General features: G+C 73.4%; 10 protein-coding genes. 3 read left to right on the top strand and 7 right to left on the bottom strand.

Annotated features, from left to right (window positions below; all coding sequences use genetic code 11):
• Window positions 1-168: 168 nt before the first annotated feature.
• The gene (locus ACFWP3_RS18555; protein ID WP_384222050.1) at window positions 169-2,013 is read left to right on the top strand and encodes an SIP domain-containing protein; all 1,845 of its coding nucleotides are present in this window, start codon (window positions 169-171) and stop codon (window positions 2,011-2,013) included.
• 105 nt (window positions 2,014-2,118) lie between these two features.
• Here ACFWP3_RS18555 and ACFWP3_RS18550 read toward each other — a convergent pair whose 3' ends face one another.
• Both ACFWP3_RS18550 and ACFWP3_RS18545 read right to left on the bottom strand, forming a co-directional pair.
• Window positions 2,119-3,696: an amidohydrolase gene (locus ACFWP3_RS18550; protein ID WP_384222048.1), complete on the bottom strand. Its 1,578-nt coding sequence runs from the start codon at window positions 3,694-3,696 to the stop codon at window positions 2,119-2,121.
• Window positions 3,697-3,734: 38 nt separating this feature from the next.
• Entirely contained in the window at window positions 3,735-3,947 is a 213-nt protein-coding gene (locus ACFWP3_RS18545; protein ID WP_384222046.1) for an MbtH family protein, read from the bottom strand.
• A gap of 94 nt (window positions 3,948-4,041) precedes the next feature.
• On the opposite strand from ACFWP3_RS18545, the gene ACFWP3_RS18540 reads away from it, so the two are divergent.
• Window positions 4,042-5,160: an alpha/beta hydrolase-fold protein gene (locus ACFWP3_RS18540; protein WP_384222043.1), complete on the top strand. Its 1,119-nt coding sequence runs from the start codon at window positions 4,042-4,044 to the stop codon at window positions 5,158-5,160.
• A gap of 91 nt (window positions 5,161-5,251) precedes the next feature.
• Entirely contained in the window at window positions 5,252-5,812 is a 561-nt protein-coding gene (locus ACFWP3_RS18535) for a hypothetical protein (RefSeq protein WP_384222040.1), read from the top strand.
• On the opposite strand, the gene ACFWP3_RS18530 is transcribed toward ACFWP3_RS18535, so the two are convergent.
• The 5 genes from ACFWP3_RS18530 to ACFWP3_RS18510 form a co-directional block, all read right to left on the bottom strand.
• Window positions 5,813-7,516, bottom strand: coding sequence for an ABC transporter ATP-binding protein (locus ACFWP3_RS18530; RefSeq protein ID WP_384222038.1), 1,704 nt, complete (start codon window positions 7,514-7,516; stop codon window positions 5,813-5,815).
• A complete protein-coding gene (locus tag ACFWP3_RS18525) occupies window positions 7,503-18,428 on the bottom strand; it encodes an amino acid adenylation domain-containing protein (protein ID WP_384222035.1) in 10,926 nt (3,641 codons plus the stop codon). Before ACFWP3_RS18525 ends, ACFWP3_RS18530 begins: the two co-directional genes overlap by 14 nt.
• Window positions 18,429-18,487: 59 nt before the next feature.
• The gene (locus ACFWP3_RS18520; protein WP_384222031.1) at window positions 18,488-20,275 is read right to left on the bottom strand and encodes an ABC transporter ATP-binding protein; all 1,788 of its coding nucleotides are present in this window, start codon (window positions 20,273-20,275) and stop codon (window positions 18,488-18,490) included.
• Window positions 20,272-21,333, bottom strand: coding sequence for an iron-siderophore ABC transporter substrate-binding protein (locus tag ACFWP3_RS18515; protein WP_384222029.1), 1,062 nt, complete (start codon window positions 21,331-21,333; stop codon window positions 20,272-20,274). The genes ACFWP3_RS18520 and ACFWP3_RS18515 overlap by 4 nt, the downstream gene beginning before the upstream one ends.
• 113 nt (window positions 21,334-21,446) lie before the next feature.
• Complete coding sequence (locus ACFWP3_RS18510) at window positions 21,447-22,286, bottom strand: ABC transporter ATP-binding protein (protein ID WP_384222027.1); 840 nt, start codon at window positions 22,284-22,286, stop codon at window positions 21,447-21,449.
• Between the last annotated feature and the right edge of the window lie 21 nt (window positions 22,287-22,307).

Below are 22,307 nucleotides of genomic sequence, written 5' to 3'. Positions count from 1 at the left end.
ACCGCCGGCACCCGCCCGCCGTCCGGGCCCGCCTCCTCCTCGCGGAGGCGGGCCCGGATTGCGCGCACGGTGTCAGCATCGTGGCCCTCGCGTTGGATGCGGCGCTCGCACCCCGACGTAGCGTGGCCGCATCCCGGATGTACCGGACGGATGTGAAGGAGCAGTCAGATGTCCACCCGCAGTCCCCGCTCGGTCGTCACCTTCCCCATCGTGCTCAGGGAGCTGACGGTGCTGCGCGTCTCGGACGTGACACCCGGGATGCGGCGGGTGACGCTCGGCGGGCCCCAGCTGCACGCCTTCGAGCACGCGGGCCTGTCCCTCCCGCCGCTGCGCACCGAGGGCTTCGACGACCACGTCAAGTTCTTCTTCGCCGAGGAGGGCCGTGACCCGGTGCTGCCCCGGCAGAACGTGAGCAGCCTGGACTGGCCCTCGGACGGCCGCCCGATCTCCAAGGACTACACGCCGGTGCGGTTCGACCCGGTGGCCGGGGAGATCGACTTCGACTTCGTCCGGCACGACGGCGGCGTCGCCTCGGCCTGGGCGCAGCAGGCCGCTCCGGGCCAGGTGACCTGGATCGCCGGGCCGAAGATGTCGCACGGCCACCCCGACGGCGCCGACTGGCTGCTGGTGATCGGGGACGAGACGGCCCTGCCCGCGATCGGCCGGTGGCTCGCGGAGATGCCGGCGGGCACCCGGGCCCGGGTGTTCGTCGAGGTCGGCGAGGACAGCCACCGCCAGGAACTGCCGACGAAGGCCGACGCCGAGGTCACCTGGCTGGTCCGCGACGGTGTTCCGGCCGGCCGCAGCGACCTGCTGGAGCGCGCGGTACGGGACATGGAGTGGCTGCCGGGCACGGTCTTCGTCTGGGCGGCCGGGGAGGCCGTCACCCTGAAGGGCATCCGGCGCCATCTGACGGTGGACCGCGGTGTCCCGCGCGAGCAGACGCACATCACCGGCTACTGGAGGCGGGCGGAGGTCGCGCCCGGCCTCGCCGAGCCCGCCGACCCGGACGTCCTCGAGGGCGAGGACGCGCACGGGCGGCTGCACGAACTCACCGACCTGGCACCGGGGCTGGCGATCCGCGTGGCCGTGACGCTGGGTCTGGTCGACCTCGTCTACCAGGGCGTACGGGAGGCCGCCGAGCTGGCCCGGCGCAGCGGGACCGAGCCGCGCACGCTGGGCGCCCTGCTGAAGTACCTCGTGGAGATCGAGGTGTTCGAGCTCGCGGACGACGGGTACCGGCTCACGCCCGTGGGCGAGGAACTGGTCGAGGACGACCACTCGTTGGAGGAGTACGACCTGCGCGGCGCCCAGGCCGCCTTCGACCTGTCGCTGGCCGGCCTCGCCGAGCGGCTGCGCACGGGCGGGAACGGCTGCCGCACGGCCTCCGGCGAGACCCTGGCCGAGGCGCTGCGCACCGATGTGCGGCTCGGCGGTTCGGCCCGTACCGCGATCGAGGACGAGGCCCGCTGGGTCGCGCCCGGGGTGGCCGGGGCGTACGACTGGTCGGCGGTGGACGTGCTCGGTGCGTCGGGCAGCGGCGCCGGGACCGTGGTCAACGCGCTCGTGAAGGAGTTCCCGGGGCTGCGGGTCCGGCTCGCCGCCCTGCCGTCGGTGCTGGGCGTCCTCGGCGGGGAGATCCTCGATCCCGAGGTGCTGCCCCGGGTGGAGCTCGTACCGCAGACCCACCCGGTGCCCTCCGGTGCCCGGACGCTGCTGCTGTGCAGGCTGCTGGAGTGGCTGGCCGACGAGGACGCGGTGCTGACCCTCGCCGAGGCCGCGGCGGCCCTGCCCGCCGGCGGGGAGCTGGTGCTGGTCGAGCAGTTGGAGGCGGCCGACCCGGACGACATCGACGCGGTCCTGCACCACCTGCGGCTCACCGCGGCGTTCGGCTCCGGGCTGCGTTCGGCCGGGGACGTGGCCGGGCTGGCGGAGCGTGCCGGGCTCGAGGTCCGCGCGTCCCGCGACATCGGCTGGGACCACCGCCTGTGGGTGCTCGGCCCGCAGTCCTGACCCCGGGGGCCGGGACCGGCCCTCGGATTACCCCGGGCAACGCACAGGGCGGCGCCTTCGCGACGAGACCGTCGTGAAGGCGCCGCCCTGTGTGCGTCCGCCTGCCTACGCCGCCGGCTTTCCGCTCTCGCGCCCGTCGACGTACGTCGCCACCACCTCGATGCCGCCGATGCGCGAGACCTCCACGCGCCGCGGGTCGTCGCCGAGCACGACCAGGTCGGCGCGCTTGCCCGGGGTGAGGCTTCCCGCGCTGTCCTCCCAGTGGCAGGCGTAGGCGCCGGCCATGGTGTAGGCGTACAGGGCCTCGTCGACGGCGATGCCCTCGTCCGGGCCGATCAGCCGGCCGGATTCGGAGGCCCGCTCGGCCATGAACTGGATGGCCCGCAGCGGCGAGCCGTCCGTCACGGGCCGGTCGGAGCTGCCGACCAGGGTGATGCCGTGGTCGAGGAACCCGCGGCCCCGGTACAGCCACGGCGCCCGCTCCTCGCCCATGATGGCCGCGTAGTCGTCGCCGAAGTACCGCAGGAAGTTGGGCTGCACGACCGCGCTGACGCCCAGCCGGGCGATGCGCGGGAGCTGGTCGGGGCGGATCAGGCCGGCGTGCTCGATGCGGTGCCGGGCGCCGGGGCGGGGCCGCAGCCGCTGGGCCCGTTCCAGGGCGTCCAGGGCCACGTCGGCCGCGCGGTCGCCGATGGCGTGCACGGCGAGCTGCCAGCCGGCGAGGTGGCCGTCCACGATCGACTGCGCGAGCACCTCGGGGTCGTCCTGCAACTGGCCGCCGTGGTCGAGTCCTTCGTACGGGGCGCTCAGGGCGGCGGTACGGGCCATCATGCCGCCGTCGGTGAAGATCTTCAGCGCGCCCACGGAGAGCCAGTCGTCGCCGAAGCCGGTGCGCAGGCCGAGGTCGAGGGCCTTGGGGATGCCGTCCGCCTCGTGTGCGGCGACCGTGCGCAGCCGGTCCGCGGAGACCATCAGCTGCACGCGCAGCGGCAGCAGCCCCTTCTCGCGGGCGAGTTGGTAGGCGCCCAGCTCGACCGGGCTGTGGCCGAAGAGGGTGCCGCCGATGCCCGCCTCGGCGCAGGCGGTGACGCCTTCGGCCAGGCAGGTCCGGGCGGCCCGTCCGATCGCCTCGGTCAGCTCCTCCTGGGAGTAGGGCAGTCGCAGCGCGCGGGCGGCGCCCATCGCGCCTTCGGCGAGGAAGCCGTTCTCGTGGGGCACGTCGGCGGGGAGCAGGTCCAGGACGGCGGTGTTGACGACGCAGCCGTGCCCGGAGTCGTGCAGCACGTACAGCTTGTGCCCCTGGCTCACGCGGTCCAGGTCGGCGGCGGTGAGGTGGCGGCCCAGTGCCCGCTGGTCGTAGCCGACGATGCTCACCCAGGCGCCGGGCGTGTTCTTGCGGGCGACGGCCCGCGCCACGGCCGCGAGCGCGTCGTCGACCCGTGTGCAGCCCGCGATGCCGGCGGTGTTCTGCTTGAAGCCGGTCCAGGGCAGGTGCACGTGGGCGTCGATGAACCCGGGCAGGACGGTGGCGCCCTGGAGGTCGATCACCTCGCGGGCGGGCAGCGAGGCCACGGCCTCGTCCAGGCCGAAGATCCGGCCCTGCCAGATGCCGAGTTCACGGGCGACCGGATGGTCCGGGTCCATGGTGAGGATGCGGGCGTTGGTCAGCTTGGTGCAGAGCATCGGCGGTGTCGTCCCCTGTGGGTGTCGGCGGGTGCGGGTCAGTTGTCCGTCGACCGGGCGAGGGAACGGGGGCGCAGATCGGTCCAGTTGGCCTCGATGAAGTCCAGGCACGCTTCCCGGGTGTTCGCGTCGAGGACGACCGTCCATCCGCCGGGCACCTCGGCGAAGGACGGCCAGAGCGAGTGCTGTCCCTCGTCGTTCGCCAGGACGAGGAAGCGGCCTTCGGCGTCGTCGAACGGGTTGGTGCTCACGGTGGGTGCCTCCCGGGAACGTCATGATTAGGTTAGGCTCGCCTAATTGCGACGAGCTTAGTCTCTTCCCCTTGCCGCTCACAAGGAGATCCCGATGCGCCTGACCGATCCCGTCTCCGGCCGCGGCGCCGACACGGAGCACGCCTTCGCCGCGTACGGACTGCCCGGCGAGCCCGGCACCGAGGCGTTCTGGGCGGCCGCCCGGACCCCGGCGTCGGTCCCTGCCGACGGCGGGGGCTGGTCGACCCTGTTCCTGTGGCGCGGAGGACCTGCGAGCATCGGTTTCGAGAGCTGGTCGGAGCCGGTGCCGCTGCGCCGGTGGGGAGGCACGGACTGCTGGTACGCCGAGGTCCCGATGCCCGAGCGGCTGCGCGTGACCTACCAGTTCCTCGTCGACGACGCCGCGCACGCCGACCCGTTCAACCCGGCCGGGGCGGGCGGTGACCGGTCCGTCGCCGCGACCCCGGACGCCCCGGCCCAGCCGCACTGGCCCGTCATCGGCGCCGCGGACGTACTGCCCCTGCCCCGCGCCCGGGTGCGCTGGAGCAGCGAGCGGCTCGGCGGGCGGCGCACCGTACGGGTCCACCCCGCGGGCGGCGGCGGACCGGTGGTCCTGCTGCTCGACGGGGACGACTGGCTGTACCTGCACCCGGCCATGACCGCCTTCGACTCGGCCGTCGCCGCGGGCGACATGCCCCCCGTCACCCTCGTCTTCCTGCCCGTCCGGGACCGGGAGGCCGAGTTCGCGTGCCGGCCCGCGCTGTGGGAGGCGGTACGGGACGAGCTGCTGCCGCTGGTGGCCGACACCGGCCTGCCCGCGGACGCGGACCGGCTGGTGGTGGCCGGGCAGAGCCTCGGCGGGCTCAGCGCGCTGTACGCGGCGCTGGAGTTCCCGGACCTGGTGTCCCGGGTCGCCTGCCAGTCCGGCTCCTTCTGGTGGGCCCCCGGGGCCGTGGACCTCGCGGACCCCCTGGGCGGCCCGGCCGGCGGAGCCCTCGCCGCGCGGCTGCGCGAGCGCCCCGCCCCGGCCGGTCTGCGGATCGCCTTCGACGTGGGCGAACACGAGACGCGGATGCTCCCCCACTGCGAAGAGGTCGAGGCCCTGACCGTCCGGTCCGGCGCGGCCGTGCGGGTCTCCCGCTCCCCGTCCGGCCACGACCGCGCGGGCTGGCGGCACGCCCTGCTCCGCGACGTGGCCTGGGCGCTGGGCTGAGCCTGCCGGAAGCCTGCCGGGGACCTGCCGGGACCCGCCCGCCGCGGAAACTCCGGTGCCCGCCGGCGGGGGCGTGTGGCAGGGTGCCCGCATGTCCAACGGCGTCTCCCATCCCGTCTTCCGCACGTCCGACCCCGCCGCGGCCCTCGCCACGGCCCGCCGGCTCCTCGCGCTGGGCGAGCGGGAGTACGCTCAGGTGTCGGTGGACGTGGAGCTCCGCTCGGTCGCCGGTGTGCTGCGGCTGCGCCGGGCGGTGCCGGACGTCTGGTTCAGCACGGACGACGCCGAACTCCACGCGTCCGAACTCACCGAGGACGCGGCCGGACTCGCCCCTCTGCTCCCGCTCTGGGCATCGATGCTGGACCGGCCCGTCGGCAGCGTCGAGGACGCGTTCACCGCCGCGGTGGGCAGCGACTACGGCTCGGTGCGCTGGCACCAGGTGATCTGGCCGGAGGTTCCGGAGCTCGGGTACGGCGGCAGGGTGGAGCACGACGGGGTCACCGTGGTGTTCAACTGCGACGCCGAGGGCGCCGACCGGCGGGCCGGCGCCCACACCGTGTGCGTCGACGTACAACGGACCGGCGCCGCCGCGCGGTACGCGCAGTGGCTTGCCGGGCGGGTCGGTCTGGCGGTCGTCGGGCCGCCGGCCTAGCTACCGGGCCACCGCCAGGCAGTAGGCCTCGTCCGTGGCGAGGAGGTTGCGGTGGGTGTCCTCGGCGGTGACGACGCCGTCGTCCAGGACGAGGACGCGGTCGGCCGCGTCCAGCAGGGCCGGGCTGCTGGTGATCACGACGGTGGTGCGGCCGCGGCGCAGCTCGGCGATGTTGCGCGCGATGAGCTGCTCGGTGACCGCGTCCACCGCCGTCGTCGGATCGTGCAGGACGAGGACTTCGGTGTCGGCGGCGAGGGCGCGGGCCAGCGACAGCCGCTGGCGCTGCCCGCCGGAGAGGTTCGCCCCGCGGTCGCGGACGGCGTAGTCGAGCCCCTCGCGGTGCAGGGCGACGACATCGGTCAGCATGGACGCCGCGACGGCCTCGTCCACCGTGCCGCTGGTGCCCGACGGGTCGATGTTCGTGCGCAGGGTGCCCGCGAAGATCTCCGCGTCGTACGGGTTCACCAGCATGTGCGCGCGGACCGCCTCGATCGACAGGTCGGCGATCTCCTGCCCGCTGACCCGCACCACGCCCTCGTACGCCTCGGGCGGCACCTTCACGGACAGCACCGCGGCGAGGTCCGCGGCCGCGCGCGGCTGGTAGGCGGCGACGGCCACGAACTCACCGGCCGGCACCTGGAACTTGAGCGCGCGCAGGGCCCCGTACCGGACGCAGTCCAGGTCCAGGTCCCCGCCCGCGGCCGGGCGCTCCGGCCCGGGGGTGGTGACCGGCGGCGCGACCAGCACCAGGGCCATCCGCTCGGCCGAAGCCCGCGCCATCATCACGTACTTGGGCATGTCCGAGAACATCTTCAGCGGTTCCATGATGAACTGCGCCAGCCCGACGGCCATGACGAGCTCCCCGATGGTGATCCGGCCGTCGAAGGCCAGCCAGCCCGCCGTCAGGGTCACCGCGACGGCGAGGGCGGCGTTGAGGGCCATGGCGGTGCCCGCGTACGCCCCGTTCGCCACGGCCACCGTGACCGCCTGCTGCTTCGCCTCGGTGCTGACCTTGCGGTAGGAGCGGAACGCCGCGTGGTTGCCGCCGAAGCCGTGCAGCGGGCGCAGGCCGGTGATCAGGTCGGCGACCTTCGCACCCGCCCGGGCCACCCTGGCCTGCTGTTCGCGGGTGCTGGAGCCGATCCGCTTGGACATCACGCTCAGGATCGACAGGATCAGCGCCGTGCCCACGATCACCAGCAGGCCGAGCCGGAGGTCGGCCAGCCCCAGGGCGACCGCCGCGACCAGCACCGCGACCAGCGAACTGATCAGCAGCGGCACGACCTCGATGATGTCGGCCGTCTGGTCGGCGTCCTCGGTGGCGATGGTCAGCACCTCGCCGGACTTGAGGTCGACGTCCCTGGCCACCGGCTGGAGCCCGCAGTCCGCGACCTTCACCCGCCAGCGGTGCGCCTCGGTCGTGTTGGCCTTCTGCAGGATGCGCATGCCGAACCGCCACGACAGCGACACCGTCGTGATGATCACGGCCAGTGCGGCGATCGACACGGCGAGCGCGCCGAGGCTGCGCTCCCCCTGCATCGTGTGCTCGACGATCAGGCCGAGTGCGATCGGGAAGGCCGTCTCACCGGCCTGGTAGAGGCCCATGAGGACGGTGCCGCCGGCCATGGCGCCGATGTTGCGGCGCAGGGCGGTGCGGAGGATGTCGGACCCCGACTGGGGCCGCTGCGCGTCAGGAGTCTTCATCGAGGTGGCGGGCAATCGCTTCCGGGGTTCGCAACATGAACAGATCACGGATCGTGATCACAGGACCGTACTCGCGGCGGAGCAGACCGATCAGCCGCACCGCCAGCATGGAGTGTCCCCCGAGGGACACGAAATCGCTCACCGCACTCACTTCGTCGTCGTCCAGGTCCAGCGCCTCGGCGAAGAACTCGCACACGACCTGCTCGGTCTCCGTCTCCGGGCCGCGCTCCCCCGCGGTGGTCAGCGCGCCGAGCGGCTTGGCCTCCGGCAGCGCCTTGGTGTCTGCCTTCCCGTTCACGGTGAGCGGGATGGCCTCGACCTGCGCGTAGTGCGTCGGGCGCAGGAAGTCCGGCAGCGCGGCGCCCACGGCGCCGGCGACCTCCGCCAGGTCGGCGCCGTCCAGTACGAGGTAGGCGGCCAGCCGGTGGGCGCCGTCGACCTGCGGGTCGGGCTGGGCGACCGCGGCGACGAACCGCACCGCGGGGTGCGCGGCGAACGCGGCCTCGACCTCGCCCAGTTCGACGCGGTGGCCGCGGATCTTGACCTGCTGGTCGGTGCGGCCCAGGTACGTCAGGTTCCCGTCGGGCCGCCGGGCCACCAGGTCCCCGGTGCGGTACATCCGCTCGCCGGGCGCGCCGAACGGGCAGGCGACGAACCGGTCCGCCGTCTGGGCGGGCTGCCCGAGGTAGCCGCGCGCGATGCCGATGCCGGCCACGTACAGCTCGCCCGGGACGCCGTCCGGCAGCGGGCGCAGCCACGGGTCGAGCACGTACACGTCCGTGTTGTCGATGGCCACGCCGACGACCGGGTCCTCGCATTCGAAGGTGCCGACGCCGAGGGTGTTGATGGTGTATTCGGTGGGCCCGTACAGGTTGTAGCCGACCGTGCCCTCGGTCTCCGCGAGCCGCTGCCACAGCGTCGGGGTGACGGCCTCGCCGCCGAGCAGGACGAGCGCGGGGCGCCGCGCGGGATCGTCCAGGAGGCCTTCGGCCACCAGCTGCTGGGCGTAGGTCGGCGTCACGTTGATGACGTCGATCCCGTGCTCGAGGCAGTACTCGACCAGCCGGGGCGCGTCCCGGCGCAGTTCCTCGTCGCAGATGTGCACCTCGTGGCCGTCGGCGAGCCACAGGAGCTCCTCCCACGACATGTCGAACGCGAAGGACACGGTGTGCGCGATGCGGAAGGTGCGGTGGCCGTGCTCGGCGAGCACCGGCTCGAAGATCCGGCGCTGGTGGTTGACCAGCATGTTGGTGAGTCCGGCGGACTCGGTCACCACGCCCTTGGGCCGCCCGGTGGATCCGGAGGTGTAGATCGTGTAGGCGGGGTGCCGCAGGCGGTCCGGGTCCTCCGGCGCGTACGTGGTGAACGGCTCGGCGGCGGGGAGCGGCCGGTCCAGCTCGATCAGTTCGCCGGACAGCCGGGGCGACACGTCGCTCACCGTGAGGATCAGGTCGGGACGGGCGTCCTCGACGATCGCGGCGATCCGCTCGTCCGGGTGGTCCAGTTCCAGCGGTACGTACGCGGCTCCGGTGCGCAGGACCGCGAACAGGGCCACGATCCAGTCGGGGCTGCGCGGGATCGCGAGGGCCACGGTCTTCTCGGGGCCGATGCCGCGTCCGGCGAGCACTCCGGCCACGTCGCGGCTGCGGTCGCGGAGCCGGCCGAAGGTCATGGTCCGGCCGTGGGCGACGAGCGCGACCCGCTCCGGGTCCCGGTCCGCCGCCCGGTCGAACCGGTCGACCACGGTGTCCGTGCCGATCTCCGTGCGGTCGGCGGAGCCGGGCTCGGGGCCGAGCCCGGGCAGCGCGCCGACCGGGCCGGTGGACCGGGCGAGGTCGTCGAGGACGCGCAGGTAGCCGTCCAGGAGCCGCCGGGCGGCCGCGGTGTCGTGGTCGCGGTACTCCAGTTTGACGGTGAGCCGCTCGCCGGGGGTGACGACCCAGGTGAAGGGGTAGTGGGTGGAGTCGTCGGCGCGTACCGAGGTGATGCCGTGGCGGGCGTTCATCTCGGCGAAGGCGTCCATGTCCAGGAAGTTCTGGAGCACGAACAGGTTGTCGAACAGGGTGTCGTGGCCGCTGGCCCGCTGGATCTCGCCGAGCCCGAGGTGCTCGTGCTCCATTGCCGCGACCCTGGCCTCCTGCACGGCCGAGAGGTAGTCCCGTACGGTGTCGGCCGGCCGGGGCCGCGTCCACATGGGCACGGTGTTGAGGAGGACGCCGACGATGTCGGACAGGCCCTCGCCCTCGCGGCCGGAGACGGTCACGCCGAACACGGCGTCGGAGCGGCCCGTGTGCGCCCCGAGCAGCAGGCCGAACGCGCCGGTCAGCACCGAGTTGAGGGTGACGCCGTGCGCCCTGGCCGTGTCCCGCAGCAGGTCCGACTGTTCGGCGGGGAGCGTGTGCACGAGGGTGCGCGGCAGGTCGTCGACGAGGACCGGCGCCGGTCCGGCGAGCAGGGTCGGGCCCGCCAGGCCGGTCAGGTGCTCCGCCCAGAAGCGTTCCGAGGCGGCGGAGTCCTTGGCGTCGAGGGCGCGGGCGTAGTCCTCGAAGCCCGGGGTGGCCGCGGCGGTCGGCGCCAGTTCGCCCGCGAGGGCGGCCCGGTAGGCGTCGAACAGGTCCCGCAGCACGATCTCGCGGGACCAGCCGTCCCACAGCAGCAGGTGGTAGCTGAGCAGCAGGCCGTCGCGGCCGTCGGGCAGGTGCACCACGGTCAGCCGGATCAGCGGCGGCCGGTCCGGGTCGAATCCCGTGTCGCGGTCCCGGGCGAGCAGCGCGTCGACCTCGTCCTGCGTGCGCAGGGTGAGCGTGCGGACGCCGACCCGCCGCCTGGCCGCGAGGACCTGGACGGCGTTGCCGTCTTCGTCGGTGGTGAAGCCGGCGCCCACGACGGGGTGCCGCGCGATCACCCAGGCCATCGCGTCGGCCAGCGCCTCGGTGTCCAGGCGCCGGTCGAAGGTGAACCAGCTCTGGGCGACGTAGTGTCCCGCCGGGCCCGCCATCTGGGCCTGGAAGAACAGGCCGCGCTGGAGCGGGGTGACCGGCGCGGTCCGTTCGGCCGTGGTGGCGGCCGCCGCGAGGCGTTCCAGTGCGCCGCGCCAGTGTTCGGTGATCTCGTCGGGGACGCCCTCGGCGAGGGTGAAGGCCGCGTACAGGCTGCCGGTGGCCGCGTCGGTCCACGCGTTGACCTCGACGGCGTACGGACTGCCCTGGTCGCCGCCGGTGATCTGCGGGACCTTCGATTCGCTCCCCCGGCCGAGGTAGTTGAACAGCACCTGCGGGCGGGCGGTCAGCAGCGGGGCGGTCTGCGCGTTGAGGTACCGGAGCCGGCCGTACGCGACGTGCGCCTGCTCGTCCGGCTGGCGTTCGGCGACCTCGCGGGCCGCCGCGACGGGATCGGTGTGCGCCGTGAGCCGTACGGGCGCGATGGAGGTGAACCAGCCGACCGTACGGGTGTAGTCGTGGTGCGCCAGCGCCGGGACCCGGCCGTGCCGCTCCAGGTCGATCGCGAGATCGGCCGGGGCGGGCTGGACGGCGGTCAGTGCGGTGCGCAGCGCGCCGCACAGCAGCTCGGTGAGACCGGTGCCGAGGGCGGCGGGCGCGGTGCGCGTCACCAGGTCGCTCGTTTCCGGCGGGAGTACGACGGTGGTCTCGCGCAGCCTTCCGACCTCGCTCAGCAGCGGGGGCGCCTGGAGCGTGTCGGCCCAGTGCCCGAGGTCGGTGAGGACGTGGGCGGACGGGTCGGCCAGGGCGGCGGCGTACTGCGCGTAGGAGGTGGTGGGCGGCGCCAGGGCGGTCCCGCGGACGGCGGCGGCCAGGTCGTCGAGGAGGACCAGCCAGGACACCGAGTCGACGGCGAGGTGGTGCACGGTGACCACCAGGGTCCGGCTCGCCTCCAGCCAGGAGAACGCGATGACGTCCCCCGCCTCGGGGTCGAGCCGTCCGGCGGCCTCGTTCGCCGCGGCCGTCGCGTCGGCCGCCTCCGTCCGTACGACGGTGGCCTCACGGGCGGGTTCGGTGCTCAGCGCCCACACCCCGTGCTCGACGCGCAGCCGCAGCCTGAGGGCCGGGTGCGCGGCGACGACGGTGTTCGCGGCGCGCCGGACGTCGGCGAAGCCGGTGCCCTCGGGCGCCACGAACGTCCTCGCCTGGGCGAACCGGTCGAGGGAGCCGCCCAGTTCCCGCTGGCGCAGGATGATCGGGGTCGGCGCCAGCGGGCCGTCCTCGCGGACGGCGGGCGCGGACGCGGACGCGGACGCGGGCCCGGCGGGCGGCGGGGTGCTCGTCGCCAGGTGCCCGGCGAGCGCGCGCGGTGTCTTGAGCAGGAACACGTCCCGCGGGGCGATCGCGAGACCGAGCGCCCTGGCCCGGTTCACCACGGTGATGGCGAGGATGCTGTCGCCCCCGGCCCGGAAGAAGTCGCAGTCGGCGTCCACGGAGGCGCCGGGCAGCGTCCGCGTGAAGATGTCCACCAGTGCGGTGAGCGCGGAGCCGGGCGCCGCCGCGGCATCGCCGGGCTCCTCGCGGAGCGCGCTCGCGCGCTCGGTCAGGGCCTTGCGGTCCAGTTTTCCGTTGACCGTCAGCGGCAGGGCGTCGACCGTCAGGATCCGCCCGGGCACCATGTGCGCGGGCAGCTTCGCGGACAGCGGGCCGGTGAGGTCGGCGGGCACCCGGCCCACGACGTGCGCGACCAGGTGGTCTCCGCTGTCGGCCACGGTGACGGCGGCGTCGACCACCCCGTCGAGTTCCCTGATCGCGGACTCGACCTCGCCGAGCTCGACGCGGAAGCCCTTGAGCTGCACCTGGTCGTCGGCGCGGCCGACGAACTCCAGCTCGCCGTCGAGGGTCCGGCGGGCCAGGTCGCCCGTGTGGTACATCCGGGATCCGTCGCCGGCGAACGGGTCCGCCACGAACCGGCCCGCGGTCAGCGCCGGCCGGCCCAGGTAGCCGAGCGAGACCTGCTCGCCCGCGACGTAGATGGCGCCGACCCGGCCGGGCGGCACGGGCCGCAGCCGCTCGTCGAGGAGGTAGGTGGTCAGCCCGGGGATCGGGCCGCCGATCGGGCTGACGTCGTCGCCGTGGGCGAAGTCCCCGTCGGTCAGGACCCGGTGGGTGACGTGGACGGTGGTCTCGGTGATGCCGTACATGTTGACGAGCTCGGGCGTGCCGGCGCCGTGCCGGGCGACCCAGTCGCGCAGCCGTCCGAGATCCAGCGTCTCGCCGCCGAAGACGATCCGGCGCAGCGCGGGGAGCGGCTCGTCCGCCTGCCGGTCGGCCTCGACGAACTGGTAGAAGGCGGACGGGGTCTGGTTGAGCACGGTCACTCCGCGCTCGCGCACCAGCCGGTGGAAGTCCACCGGGGAGCGGGTCAGCCCGTACTCCGGCACCAGCAGCTCACCGCCGTGGGCCAGCGCGCCCCACAGCTCCCAGACCGCGAAGTCGAAGGAGTACGAGTGGAACTGGACCCACACGTCCCGCGGACCGAAGTCCATGCCGGGCCGGGTGTTCGCGAGCAGGGCCACCACGCTGGAGTGCGGGACGACCACGCCCTTGGGCCTGCCGGTCGAGCCGGAGGTGTAGATCACGTAGGCGGGGTCGTGCCAGTCGGCCCCGGCGGCGGCCCCGGTGGCGGCTGCGCCGTCCTCGCGAGGCGGTTCGTCGCCCTGTACGAGCACGCGGGCCGGCACGCCCGCCCGGTCCAGCAGCCGGGTGAAGCGCTCGCGGTGCTCGCGCTCGACGAGCACGACCTGCGGAGCGGAGTCGGCGAGGATGTACTCCAGCCGGTCGTCGGGGTAGGCGAGGTCGAGCGGGACGTACGCGCCGCCCGCGGTGACGATCGCGACCAGGGCGACGACCTGTTCGACCGAGCGGGGCACGGCGACGGCGACCCGTCCGCCCGGCCCGACCCCGGCCGCGCGCAGCACCGAGGCCAGCTCGTCCTTCGCGTCGGCCAGTTCCCCGTAGGTCAGGGAGCGGGTGGCGCCGTCGAGGGCGCACTGGGTGACGGCGGTCCTGGCCGGGTCCCGGTGTGCGGCGGCGTCGAAGAGCGCGCCCAGGGTCGTCGGGGCGAGCGGTGCGGGCCGCGCGGCCCGGGGCGCCAGGTCGTCGACGAGGGCGTCGGGCCGGGTGAGCAGGCCGGTGAGGGCGCGGGTGAACGTCTCCAGGATCGCGCGGGCGCTCTCCTCGCGCAGCAGCACGCCGTCGTAGATCAGGTTGAAGCGGGGCCGGCCGTCGGGCGCGCGCTCCACCACGAGCGTCAGCGGATAGTGCGGGGCGCCCTCGTTCACGATGCCGGCGATGGCGAGCGTGTCGCCGGGCTTGCGCAAGCCGGCCAGGTCGGTGGCGACGTCGAAGACCACCAGGGTGTCGAAGAGCGGTCCGGCACCGGTCTGCCGGCCGATGCGCGCCAGCGAGACGTGCTGGTGCGCCAGCACGGCGCTCTGGTGTTCCCGTACGGAGGCGAGCAGGTCCCGGGCCGTGGTGGCGGGGGCCCACCGGGCGCGCACGGGAATGGTGTTGATGAACAGGCCCACCATGTCCTCGATGCCCGGGACGTCCACGTCGCGTCCGGAGACCGTGGAGCCGAAGACGAGGTCCGTGCCGTGCAGGACCCCGCCCAGCGTCACCGCCCAGGCACTGTGCACGGCCACGCTCAGCGGTACTCCGGCCGCCCGGGCGGCCGCGTCGATGTCCTCGGCCGGCTCCACGGCGGTGTCGGCGAACCGGTCGGAAGGGGTGTGCCCCTCGGCGACCAGCGAGGGGCCGGGCAGGCCGGCGAGCTCCTCGCGCCACACCCGGTCGCTCTCGTCCTCGTCGCGGCCGGCGAGCCGGCGCACGTAGTCGGCGAACCCGCCGAGCGGGTACACGGTGCCCGGCGCGTGGTACTCGGCCAGCAGGGCCCGCAGCATCGGCGGCACGGACCAGCCGTCGGCGATGATGTGGTGGACGGTCTGCACCAGGACGGTGCGTCCGGAGCCGGCGCGGATGAGCGTGTAGCGCATCAGCGGGCCGGCGGCCAGGTCGAATCCGGCGCGGCGGTCCCGCTCGGCGAGGTCGCGGATCTCCTCGTCGCTGATGCCGGGGCGGTCCAGCGTGGTGAAGGGGGCCCGCGCACCGCCGTCGAGTACGGAGACCACCCGGCCGTCGGCGAGGGCGGTGAACCGTGCGGCCAGGTTCGGGAACAGCGTGAGCAGCCGGGTGGCCGCGGCCGCGAGCCGGTCGGCGTCCACCTCGCCGTCCAGCGTCAGCAGTTGCTGCTCGACGTAGCTGGCCGCGGAGTCGTCGTCGAACACCGAGTGGAAGTACAGGCCCTCCTGAAGCGGGGTCAGCGGCAGGACGTCCCGCAGGGCCGGGCCGTCGAGCTCGTCGACGTCGGCCTGGGTGAGCGCCACCAGGTCGAAGTCGCTGGGCGAGTGGCCGCCCCGTTCGAGTGCGGCCAGCCCGGTCAGGGCCTCCCGGAAGTACCCGCCGAGGGTCGTGATGTCCTCGTCGGTGAACATCCCGTCGGGCCAGGAGATGGTGGTGACCAGCTCGTACGCGCCGCTCGTGGCGGGTTCGGCGATCGCGTTGAACTCCAGGGCGCGCGGCAGGCGCATCCGCGGGTCGCGCTTCTCGCCCAACTGGCCGGTGGTTCCCGACAGTTCCCAGTCGCCTGCGGCTCCCGCGTCGAACCGGCCCAGGTAGTTGAACAGCACCTGGGGGGCCGGGGCGTCGAACGGGGTGCCGGCGAGGTGGCGCAGGGCGCCGTAGGACAGGCCGTTGGACGGTACGCGGGCGAGGTCTTCCTTGACCGCCTTGAGGGCGGCGGCCAGGTACCGGGGATCGGTGGGGTCGGCCGCCGGGCCGGGGTCGACGGTCACCGGGAACAGGGTGGTGAACCAGCCCACGGTCCGGGACAGGTCCGGTTCGAAGCCGGCGGTGTCGGCCACGAAGCGTGCTTCGCGGCCGTGGCCCTCCAGTTCGATGTGCGCGAACGTCTGTTCCCGTCCGAGGTCGCGCTGCCGGCGGGCCAGGGTGACGGCCAGCGCGGTCAGCAGCACGTCGTTGACGCCCGCGTGGAACTTCGCGGGGATCTCGCCGAGCAGCGCGGCCGTGGCCTCGGAGCCGACGGTGACGGTCGTCGTGCGCTCCCGGGCGACGGTGTCGGCCGCGGTCAGCGCGCGCCTGCCGACCGGTGCGTCCGCCCCGGGCAGGGGGCGCCGGTAGTGGGCGAGGTCCGCCTCGAACGCGGCGCGCTCCAGCAGCTGGGTCCACCGCCGGAACGAGGTGCCCGCCGGGTGCAGTTCGACGGGAGTGCCCGAGGCGGACTGCCGCCACGCCGTGGCGAGGTCCTCCCGCAGGATCCGCCAGGACACGCCGTCGACGACCACGTGGTGGGCGACCAGGACCAGTTGCCGGGCCGCGCGGCGCCAGACGGCGCGCAGCATCACGCCGCCCGCCGGGTCCAGCCCGGCCGTGGCGAGGTCGAGGCAGGCGTCGAGCGGCCCGTCGCTCTCCTGCCAGTGCGCGACGGCGCGGTCCGCCTCCGGGATGTCGAAGCTCCAGCGGTCGCCGCGCACCAGTCGGGCGCGCAGCATGTCGTGCCGTGCGACGACGGCGGTGAGGATCTCGTCGAGGGCCCCGGCGGTCAGCTCCGCCGGGGTGTTCAGCACCACGGACTGCACGAAGCCGTCGATCGCGTCCGTGGTCTCGCCGAGCCACTGCACGATGGGCGATCCCACGACGGAACCGGTCGCGACGTCGGCGTGGTCCACGGCGGCGGCGCCCTCCCGGCCGGCCACCGCCGCCAGCGCCCCGACGACGCTGTGGGTGAAGATCTGCCGCGCGGTGACGTGGAGACCCACCTCGCGCAACGCGCTCAGCAGCGAGATCGCCAGGATGCTGTCTCCGCCGAGCTGGAAGAAGTCCTGGTCGACACCGACCTCGTCCAGGCGCAGCAGGCCCGCGACGGCCGCGCAGACCAGGCGTTCGTTCTCGGTGGCGGGTGCGGCCGCCGAACTTGTCGCGACCTCGGGTTCCGGCAGCGCGCCGCGGTCGAGCTTGCCGTTGGCGGTGAGCGGGAACTCCTTCATCACGACGATGTGGGCGGGCACCATGTACTCCACCATGTGCCCGGCGGCCCACGCCTTGACCTCGTCGGCCCGCAGGTCCTCGCTGCCCGCGGCCGGGATCACGTAGCCGACCAGGTAGGTGCCGCCGGCCGCGTTCTTCCGCGCGACGACGCAGGTGTGCCGTACCCCGGGGTGTTCCGCGAGACCGACCTCGACGTCCTCGAGCTCCAGCCGCATGCCGCGGATCTTGATCTGGTTGTCGGCGCGGCCGAGGAAGTCCAGCGAGCCGTCCGGGGCGAACCGGGCGAGGTCACCGGTGCGGTAGAGCCGGGAGCCGTCGGCGGCGAAGGGGTTGGCGACGAACCGGGAGGCCGTCAGGCCGGGCGCGCCCACGTATCCGCGTCCGAGGAGGAAGCCTCCGACATACAGCTCTCCGCCGACTCCGACCGGGACGGGGCGCAGTTCGTCGTCCAGTACGTACAGCTGGGTGTTGGGGTTGGCCTTGCCGATGGACGTCGACATGCGTTCCGCGGCGCCGCGGTAGATGACGTGCGAGACGCCGATCGTGGTCTCGGCCGGGCCGTAGCCGTGGTACATGGGTATGTCGAGCCGGGCGCGGAACCGCTCGTACAGTTCCGGGGTCAGCACCTCGCCGCCGCACCACACGTGCCGCAGGCTGTCGAGGCGCCCGGAGTCGCCCGCCATCTCCAGCAGGACGTCCAGCATGGACGACACCAGGTAGGTGAAGGTCACGCGCTGTTCGGCGATCACGCCGAGCAGGTGGTGCGGGTCGCGTTCGCCGCCGGGCCGCAGGACCACCAGCCTGCCGCCGGACACCAGGGGCAGGAAGATCTCGTTGATGGATATGTCGAAGGACAGCGGGGCCTTGAACAGCGAGGCGTCGTCGTGGCCGAAGCCCAGGATCTCGTCGACCTGCCACAGCAGGCGTTCGCTGATCGCCTCGTGGCGGATCATCGCGCCCTTGGGGCGGCCGGTCGAACCGGAGGTGAAGATCACATAGGCGAGGGCGGCGCCGGGGGCGGTGATGCCGGTTCCCCCGCCGGGGTAGGAGCCGAACCGCCAGTCGGCCAGGTCGACGGGCACGGCCGCGGGTTCGGCCGGGTCGTGTTCGCCGGAGCGGCCCAGCTGGAGCACGACACGGGCGTCGTCGATGACGACGGCCCGGCGGGCGGCCGGCCACTGCGGGTCGAGCGGTACGAAGGCGGCGCCGGCCTGGAGCACGCCGAGCAGGCCGATGACCATGTCGGCGGAGCGGCCGAGCGAGATGCCGACGACCTGTTCCGAGGTGATGCCGCGTTCGATCAGGTGATGGGCCAGCTGGCTGGAGAGCTCGGCCGCCTGGCCGTACGTCAGCGAGCGGTGCTCGTCGACGACGGCGACGGCCTCCGGCCTGGTGCGGGCCTGTTCCAGGAACAGCTCCACGATGGTCGGGCGGACCCGGTCCGCGTCGGTGGCGTTCCACTCGGCCAGGGTCGCGAGCCGGGCGGCCGCGCTGGACGGGCCGATGGTGGCGAGGGACCGGTCGGGGAAGTCGGCGAGGTCGTCCAGGGCGAGCTGCGCGTCCGCCGGTACGACGCCTTCCGGGACGGCGATGCTGCGGCCGTCCGCGCCGATCTCCCAGCCGGCCGCCGCGGCGCCGCCGTTGTCGGCCCAGCCGAGGACGTCGGCGAACAGGGTGCCGGGGGTGAGGTCCATGCCGTCGGGGCTGGTGCCCGCGGCCCAGTAGGACAGCCCGATGGAGCACGCTGCGGCGATGGTCCTGTCGGAGTAGTCACCTGTCCGGCGGCGCACGCCGTCCAGGCGCGTCGGAGAAAGCCGCACGAGACGAGCGGTCGATTCCGTCATCGAAGACTCAACGCCCTTTCCAAATCCATAAATTGACCATGTGAATCAGGGCGGACCGGCTAGCTGCCCTCGCGCCAGGCCCGCCACAGGCGCGCGTACCGGCCGCCCAGGGCCACGAGTTCCTCGTGGGCGCCCTGCTCGACCACGCGTCCCGCGTCCAGCACGGCGATCCGGTCCGCCGCCATCGCCTGCGTCAGCCGGTGGGCCACGAACAGCGTGGTCCGGCCCGCGCAGGCGGCCATCACGGCGCGCTCCAGCTCGGCCGCGCCCTCGCTGCCCGCCTCGGCCGTCGACTCGTCGAGCACCACCACCGGCGACCGGCCCAGCACCAGGCGGGCCAGGGCGATCTGGGCGACCTTGGTGACGTCCAGGCGTTCGCCGCCCTCGCCCACCGGTGTGTTCAGCCCGCCGGGCAGCGCCTCGACCCACTCGCCGGCCCCGACCGTGCGCAGGGCCGCCATCAGCTCGGCGTCGGTGGCTTCCGGCGCGGCCAGCCGCAGGTCGTCCGCGAGCGGACCGGAGAACACGTGCGTCTCCTGCGTCAGGATGCTGACCAGGGCGCGGGCCCCGGCCTCGTCCAGACCTGCGAGGTCGTTGGTCCCGATGCGCACCGACCCGGCCTGCGGGGTGCCGATGCCGGCGATCAGCGCGGCCAGGGTCGACTTGCCCGCGCCCGTCGCCCCGACCAGGGCGAGCGAACCGCCCGCCGGGATCGTCAGGTCGACGTCGCGCAGGACGGGTTCCTCGGAGTCGGGATAGGTGAAGGTCAGCCCCTGCACCGTCACCGGGTACGGCACGTCGGCCGCCCGTGCGACGGCCGGTGCGCCCACCAGGCGGTCCTCCGCGTCCTCCCCGAGCACCCCGACGAGCCTGGTCAGGCTCGCGCCCGACTTCTGGGCCTCGTCGAAGGTGAACATGATGGAGCCGAGCGGGGTGAACAGCCGGTGGAACAGCAGCGGGGCCGCGGACACGTCGCCGAGCGTGGCGGCGTCGGTCTCCAGCAGGACGTACCCCACGACGATGATCAGTACCAGCCCGATGAACTCGGCGCGGTTCTCCCGGCCGACGAACCGGCCGAAGAGCCGGAACACCTCGATGCCGAGCTCGCGCACCCGCCACGACTCCTGCGTGACCTTCTCGCGGACGGCCCCCTCGAGCCGGTAGGCCCGGACGGTGTCGATGCCGTTCAGTCCGCTGATCAGGGCCTGCGCGCGGTCGGCCTGGACCGCCCGCTGCGTGCGGTAGAGCGGTGCGGAGTGGGGGAGGTACCAGCGCAGGGCCAGTGCGTACGCCGGCAGGGCGCAGGCGCCCGCCAGGCCGAGCCGCCAGTCCAGGCCGAACATGCCGAGCGTGGCGATGACGACGAGCACGCCCGCCGAGAACACCGTGGGGACGGCGGTGCGGATGCCCCTGGACAGTACGGCCACGTCGTCGCCGACCCGGGACAGTACGTCTCCCCGGCCGACCTGCTCGATCCGTGCGCTCGGCAGGCCCAGTACCGCCCGGACGGCGCCTTCGCGCAGCTGCGCGAGCAGGTCCGCTCCGAGCCTGCCGATCAGGTAGGTCGACAGTGCGGTGGCCGCCGCGCCGAGCAGCGCGGCGGCGACCATCAGGATGCCCGTCGTGACCAGGACCGAGCGGGCCTGGCCCTCGACCACCGCGTCGACGACGCGGCCGAGCAGGAGCAGCGGGAGTACCTGGAGCGCCGCCCCGGCGACGGTGGTGAACACGGCGGCGGACGTGAGCCACGGGATCTGGCGGCAGTGTGCCGTGACCCAGCGGGTGGCCTCCCGTCCGGTCGTCGTGCGCAGGGTCGACGGGACGGCGCGCGTTTCGGTGATGCTCACACTTGGCCGACCGACTTGACGAGCTCGTCGATCGCGTACGGCAGGGACAGCAGGGTGCCCTGCGACATGGCCGCGCCGACCGCCGGGCCCTCGCTGTCGAGGAGGTAGGACACCTTGCCGTTCTTGACCGCGGGCAGGTTGGCGAACAGTTCGAACTTCTTCAGCGCCTCCGTGTCGGCCTTGTCGTTGATGACGAAGATGCGGTCCACGTCGATCAGGTCCATGCGCTCGGGGGAGAGCGTGGTGTAGAACTTGCCGCCCGCGATCTTGTCGATCTCGGTCTGGTACTTGAAGCCGGTGCCCGTCACCAGGCGTCCGCGGACGTCGGTGGAGGTGAAGGGGGCCGCCGCGTCCTTGTACCAGGACAGCGCGACGGCGGTCTGGTTCGCGAATTCGGGGTGCGCCTTCTTGGCCGCGTCGAGCTTGTCCTGGATGCCCTTGACCAGTTCGGTGCCCTTGGACTCCTGGCCCAGCGCCTTGGCGATGTGGACGGCGTTGTCCTGCCACGGAGCGCTGAACGGCTCCTTCTCGGCCTTGGTGCGGCCCACCGTCGGGGCGATCTTGGAGAGCTTGTCGTAGGCGGCCTGGTCGATCTCGGAGTAGACCGCGATGATCAGGTCCGGCCGCAGGGCCGCGATCTTCTCGTAGTTCGGGCCGGTGTCGCCGTTGTTCATGACGACCTCGGGTCGCGCGTCGCCCCACGCGTCCTTCACCCAGGGCCACTGCGTGTTGATGTCGGGGCTGGTGCCCGGCGGGTTCGGGTACTGGTCGACCATGCCGACGGGCTTGATGCCGAACGCCAGGATGGCCTGGTCGTCGGTGTAGCCGACGGAGACGACCCGCTGGGGGGCCTTGGCCACCTTGGTGGACCCGAAGGCGTGGTCCACCGTGACCGGGAAGGTGCCGGCCGCGGCGGGCGCGGCGCCGTCGTTCTTCTTGTCGGCCTTGTCCGCCGGGTCGGAACAACCCGCGAGGAGCCCGACCCCGAGGGTCGCGGCGGACAGCATCACCGCCAGCCGCCGCCGGGAGTTCATACGTGCCGTTTGCTGGAGAAGCATCCGCATTCCCTTGCTGTTGTGCCAGCCATTGCAACTCCGCCCGAGGGCAGCCAAACCCTACCGCGACCAAGTGAGGCTAGCCTAGCCTTACTTGCATCGTATCTGTGTCTGAGCTAGTCGGATCGCACGTGGGTGCGTCCGATCGGCACGATCAGCGGCCGGTCCCCCACCGGATCCTCGATCACCTTGGCACGCAGTCCGAACGCCTCGTGCAGCAGTTCCGCGGTGATCACGTCCCGCGGGTGCCCCTGCGCCAGGATCGAGCCGGCCCGCATGACGATGAGGTTGTCGCTGTAGCGCGTGGCGAGGTTGAGGTCGTGCAGCACCATCACCACCGTGCAGCCCGACTCGTGCAGGTCGTCCACCAGGTCGAGCACGTCGATCGCGTGCGCCAGGTCCAGGTAGGTGGTCGGCTCGTCCAGCAGCAGCAGGTCGGTCCCCTGGGCCAGCGTCATCGAGATCCACACGCGCTGGCGCTGCCCGCCGGACAGCGCGTCGACCGGGCGGTCCGCCAGATCGGACACCCCGGTCATGGCCAGCGCCCGCTCCACGACGCCCGCGTCGTCCGACGACCACTGCCGCAGCCAGCTCTGGTGCGGATGGCGCCCCCGGGCGACCAGGTCGGCCACCGTCAGCCCGTCCGGCGCCACCGGCGCCTGCGGCAGCAGGCCCAGCTTCTTCGCGACGTCCCTGGTCTTGAGGGTGGCGATGTCCTCGCCGTCCAGTACGACCGACCCGCTGCTCGGTTTGAGCAGCCGCGACAGCGTCCGCAACAGCGTCGACTTCCCGCAGCCGTTGGAGCCGATGATCGTGGTGATCACTCCCGGCGGGATCGACACGTGCAGGTCGTCTATGACGCTCTTGCCGCCGTACCCGACCGTGACGCCCCTGGCCGCGAGCCGTGCCGGGGCACCGGTCCCGCGCTCGGTCCCGGCGATATGAGATAGGGCCACAACTCCCCCTGATACAGGCCT

This window comes from Streptomyces sp. NPDC058525, from assembly GCF_042719495.1.
Taxonomy (GTDB): domain Bacteria; phylum Actinomycetota; class Actinomycetes; order Streptomycetales; family Streptomycetaceae; genus Streptomyces.
The sequence above is the reverse complement of the archived record's forward strand: the minus strand, read 5'-3'. Positions and strand labels throughout refer to the sequence as shown.

Excerpts from the sequence above, each read along its gene's own strand:
- ACFWP3_RS18555 (WP_384222050.1), top strand. The coding sequence starts at position 169 with ATGTCCACCCGCAGTCCCCGCTCGGTCGTCACCTTCCCCATCGTGCTC.
- ACFWP3_RS18550 (WP_384222048.1), bottom strand. The coding sequence starts at position 3,696 with ATGCTCTGCACCAAGCTGACCAACGCCCGCATCCTCACCATGGACCCG.
- ACFWP3_RS18540 (WP_384222043.1), top strand. The coding sequence starts at position 4,042 with ATGCGCCTGACCGATCCCGTCTCCGGCCGCGGCGCCGACACGGAGCAC.
- ACFWP3_RS18535 (WP_384222040.1), top strand. The coding sequence starts at position 5,252 with ATGTCCAACGGCGTCTCCCATCCCGTCTTCCGCACGTCCGACCCCGCC.
- ACFWP3_RS18530 (WP_384222038.1), bottom strand. The coding sequence starts at position 7,516 with ATGAAGACTCCTGACGCGCAGCGGCCCCAGTCGGGGTCCGACATCCTC.
- ACFWP3_RS18525 (WP_384222035.1), bottom strand. The coding sequence starts at position 18,428 with ATGACGGAATCGACCGCTCGTCTCGTGCGGCTTTCTCCGACGCGCCTG.
- ACFWP3_RS18515 (WP_384222029.1), bottom strand. The coding sequence starts at position 21,333 with ATGCTTCTCCAGCAAACGGCACGTATGAACTCCCGGCGGCGGCTGGCG.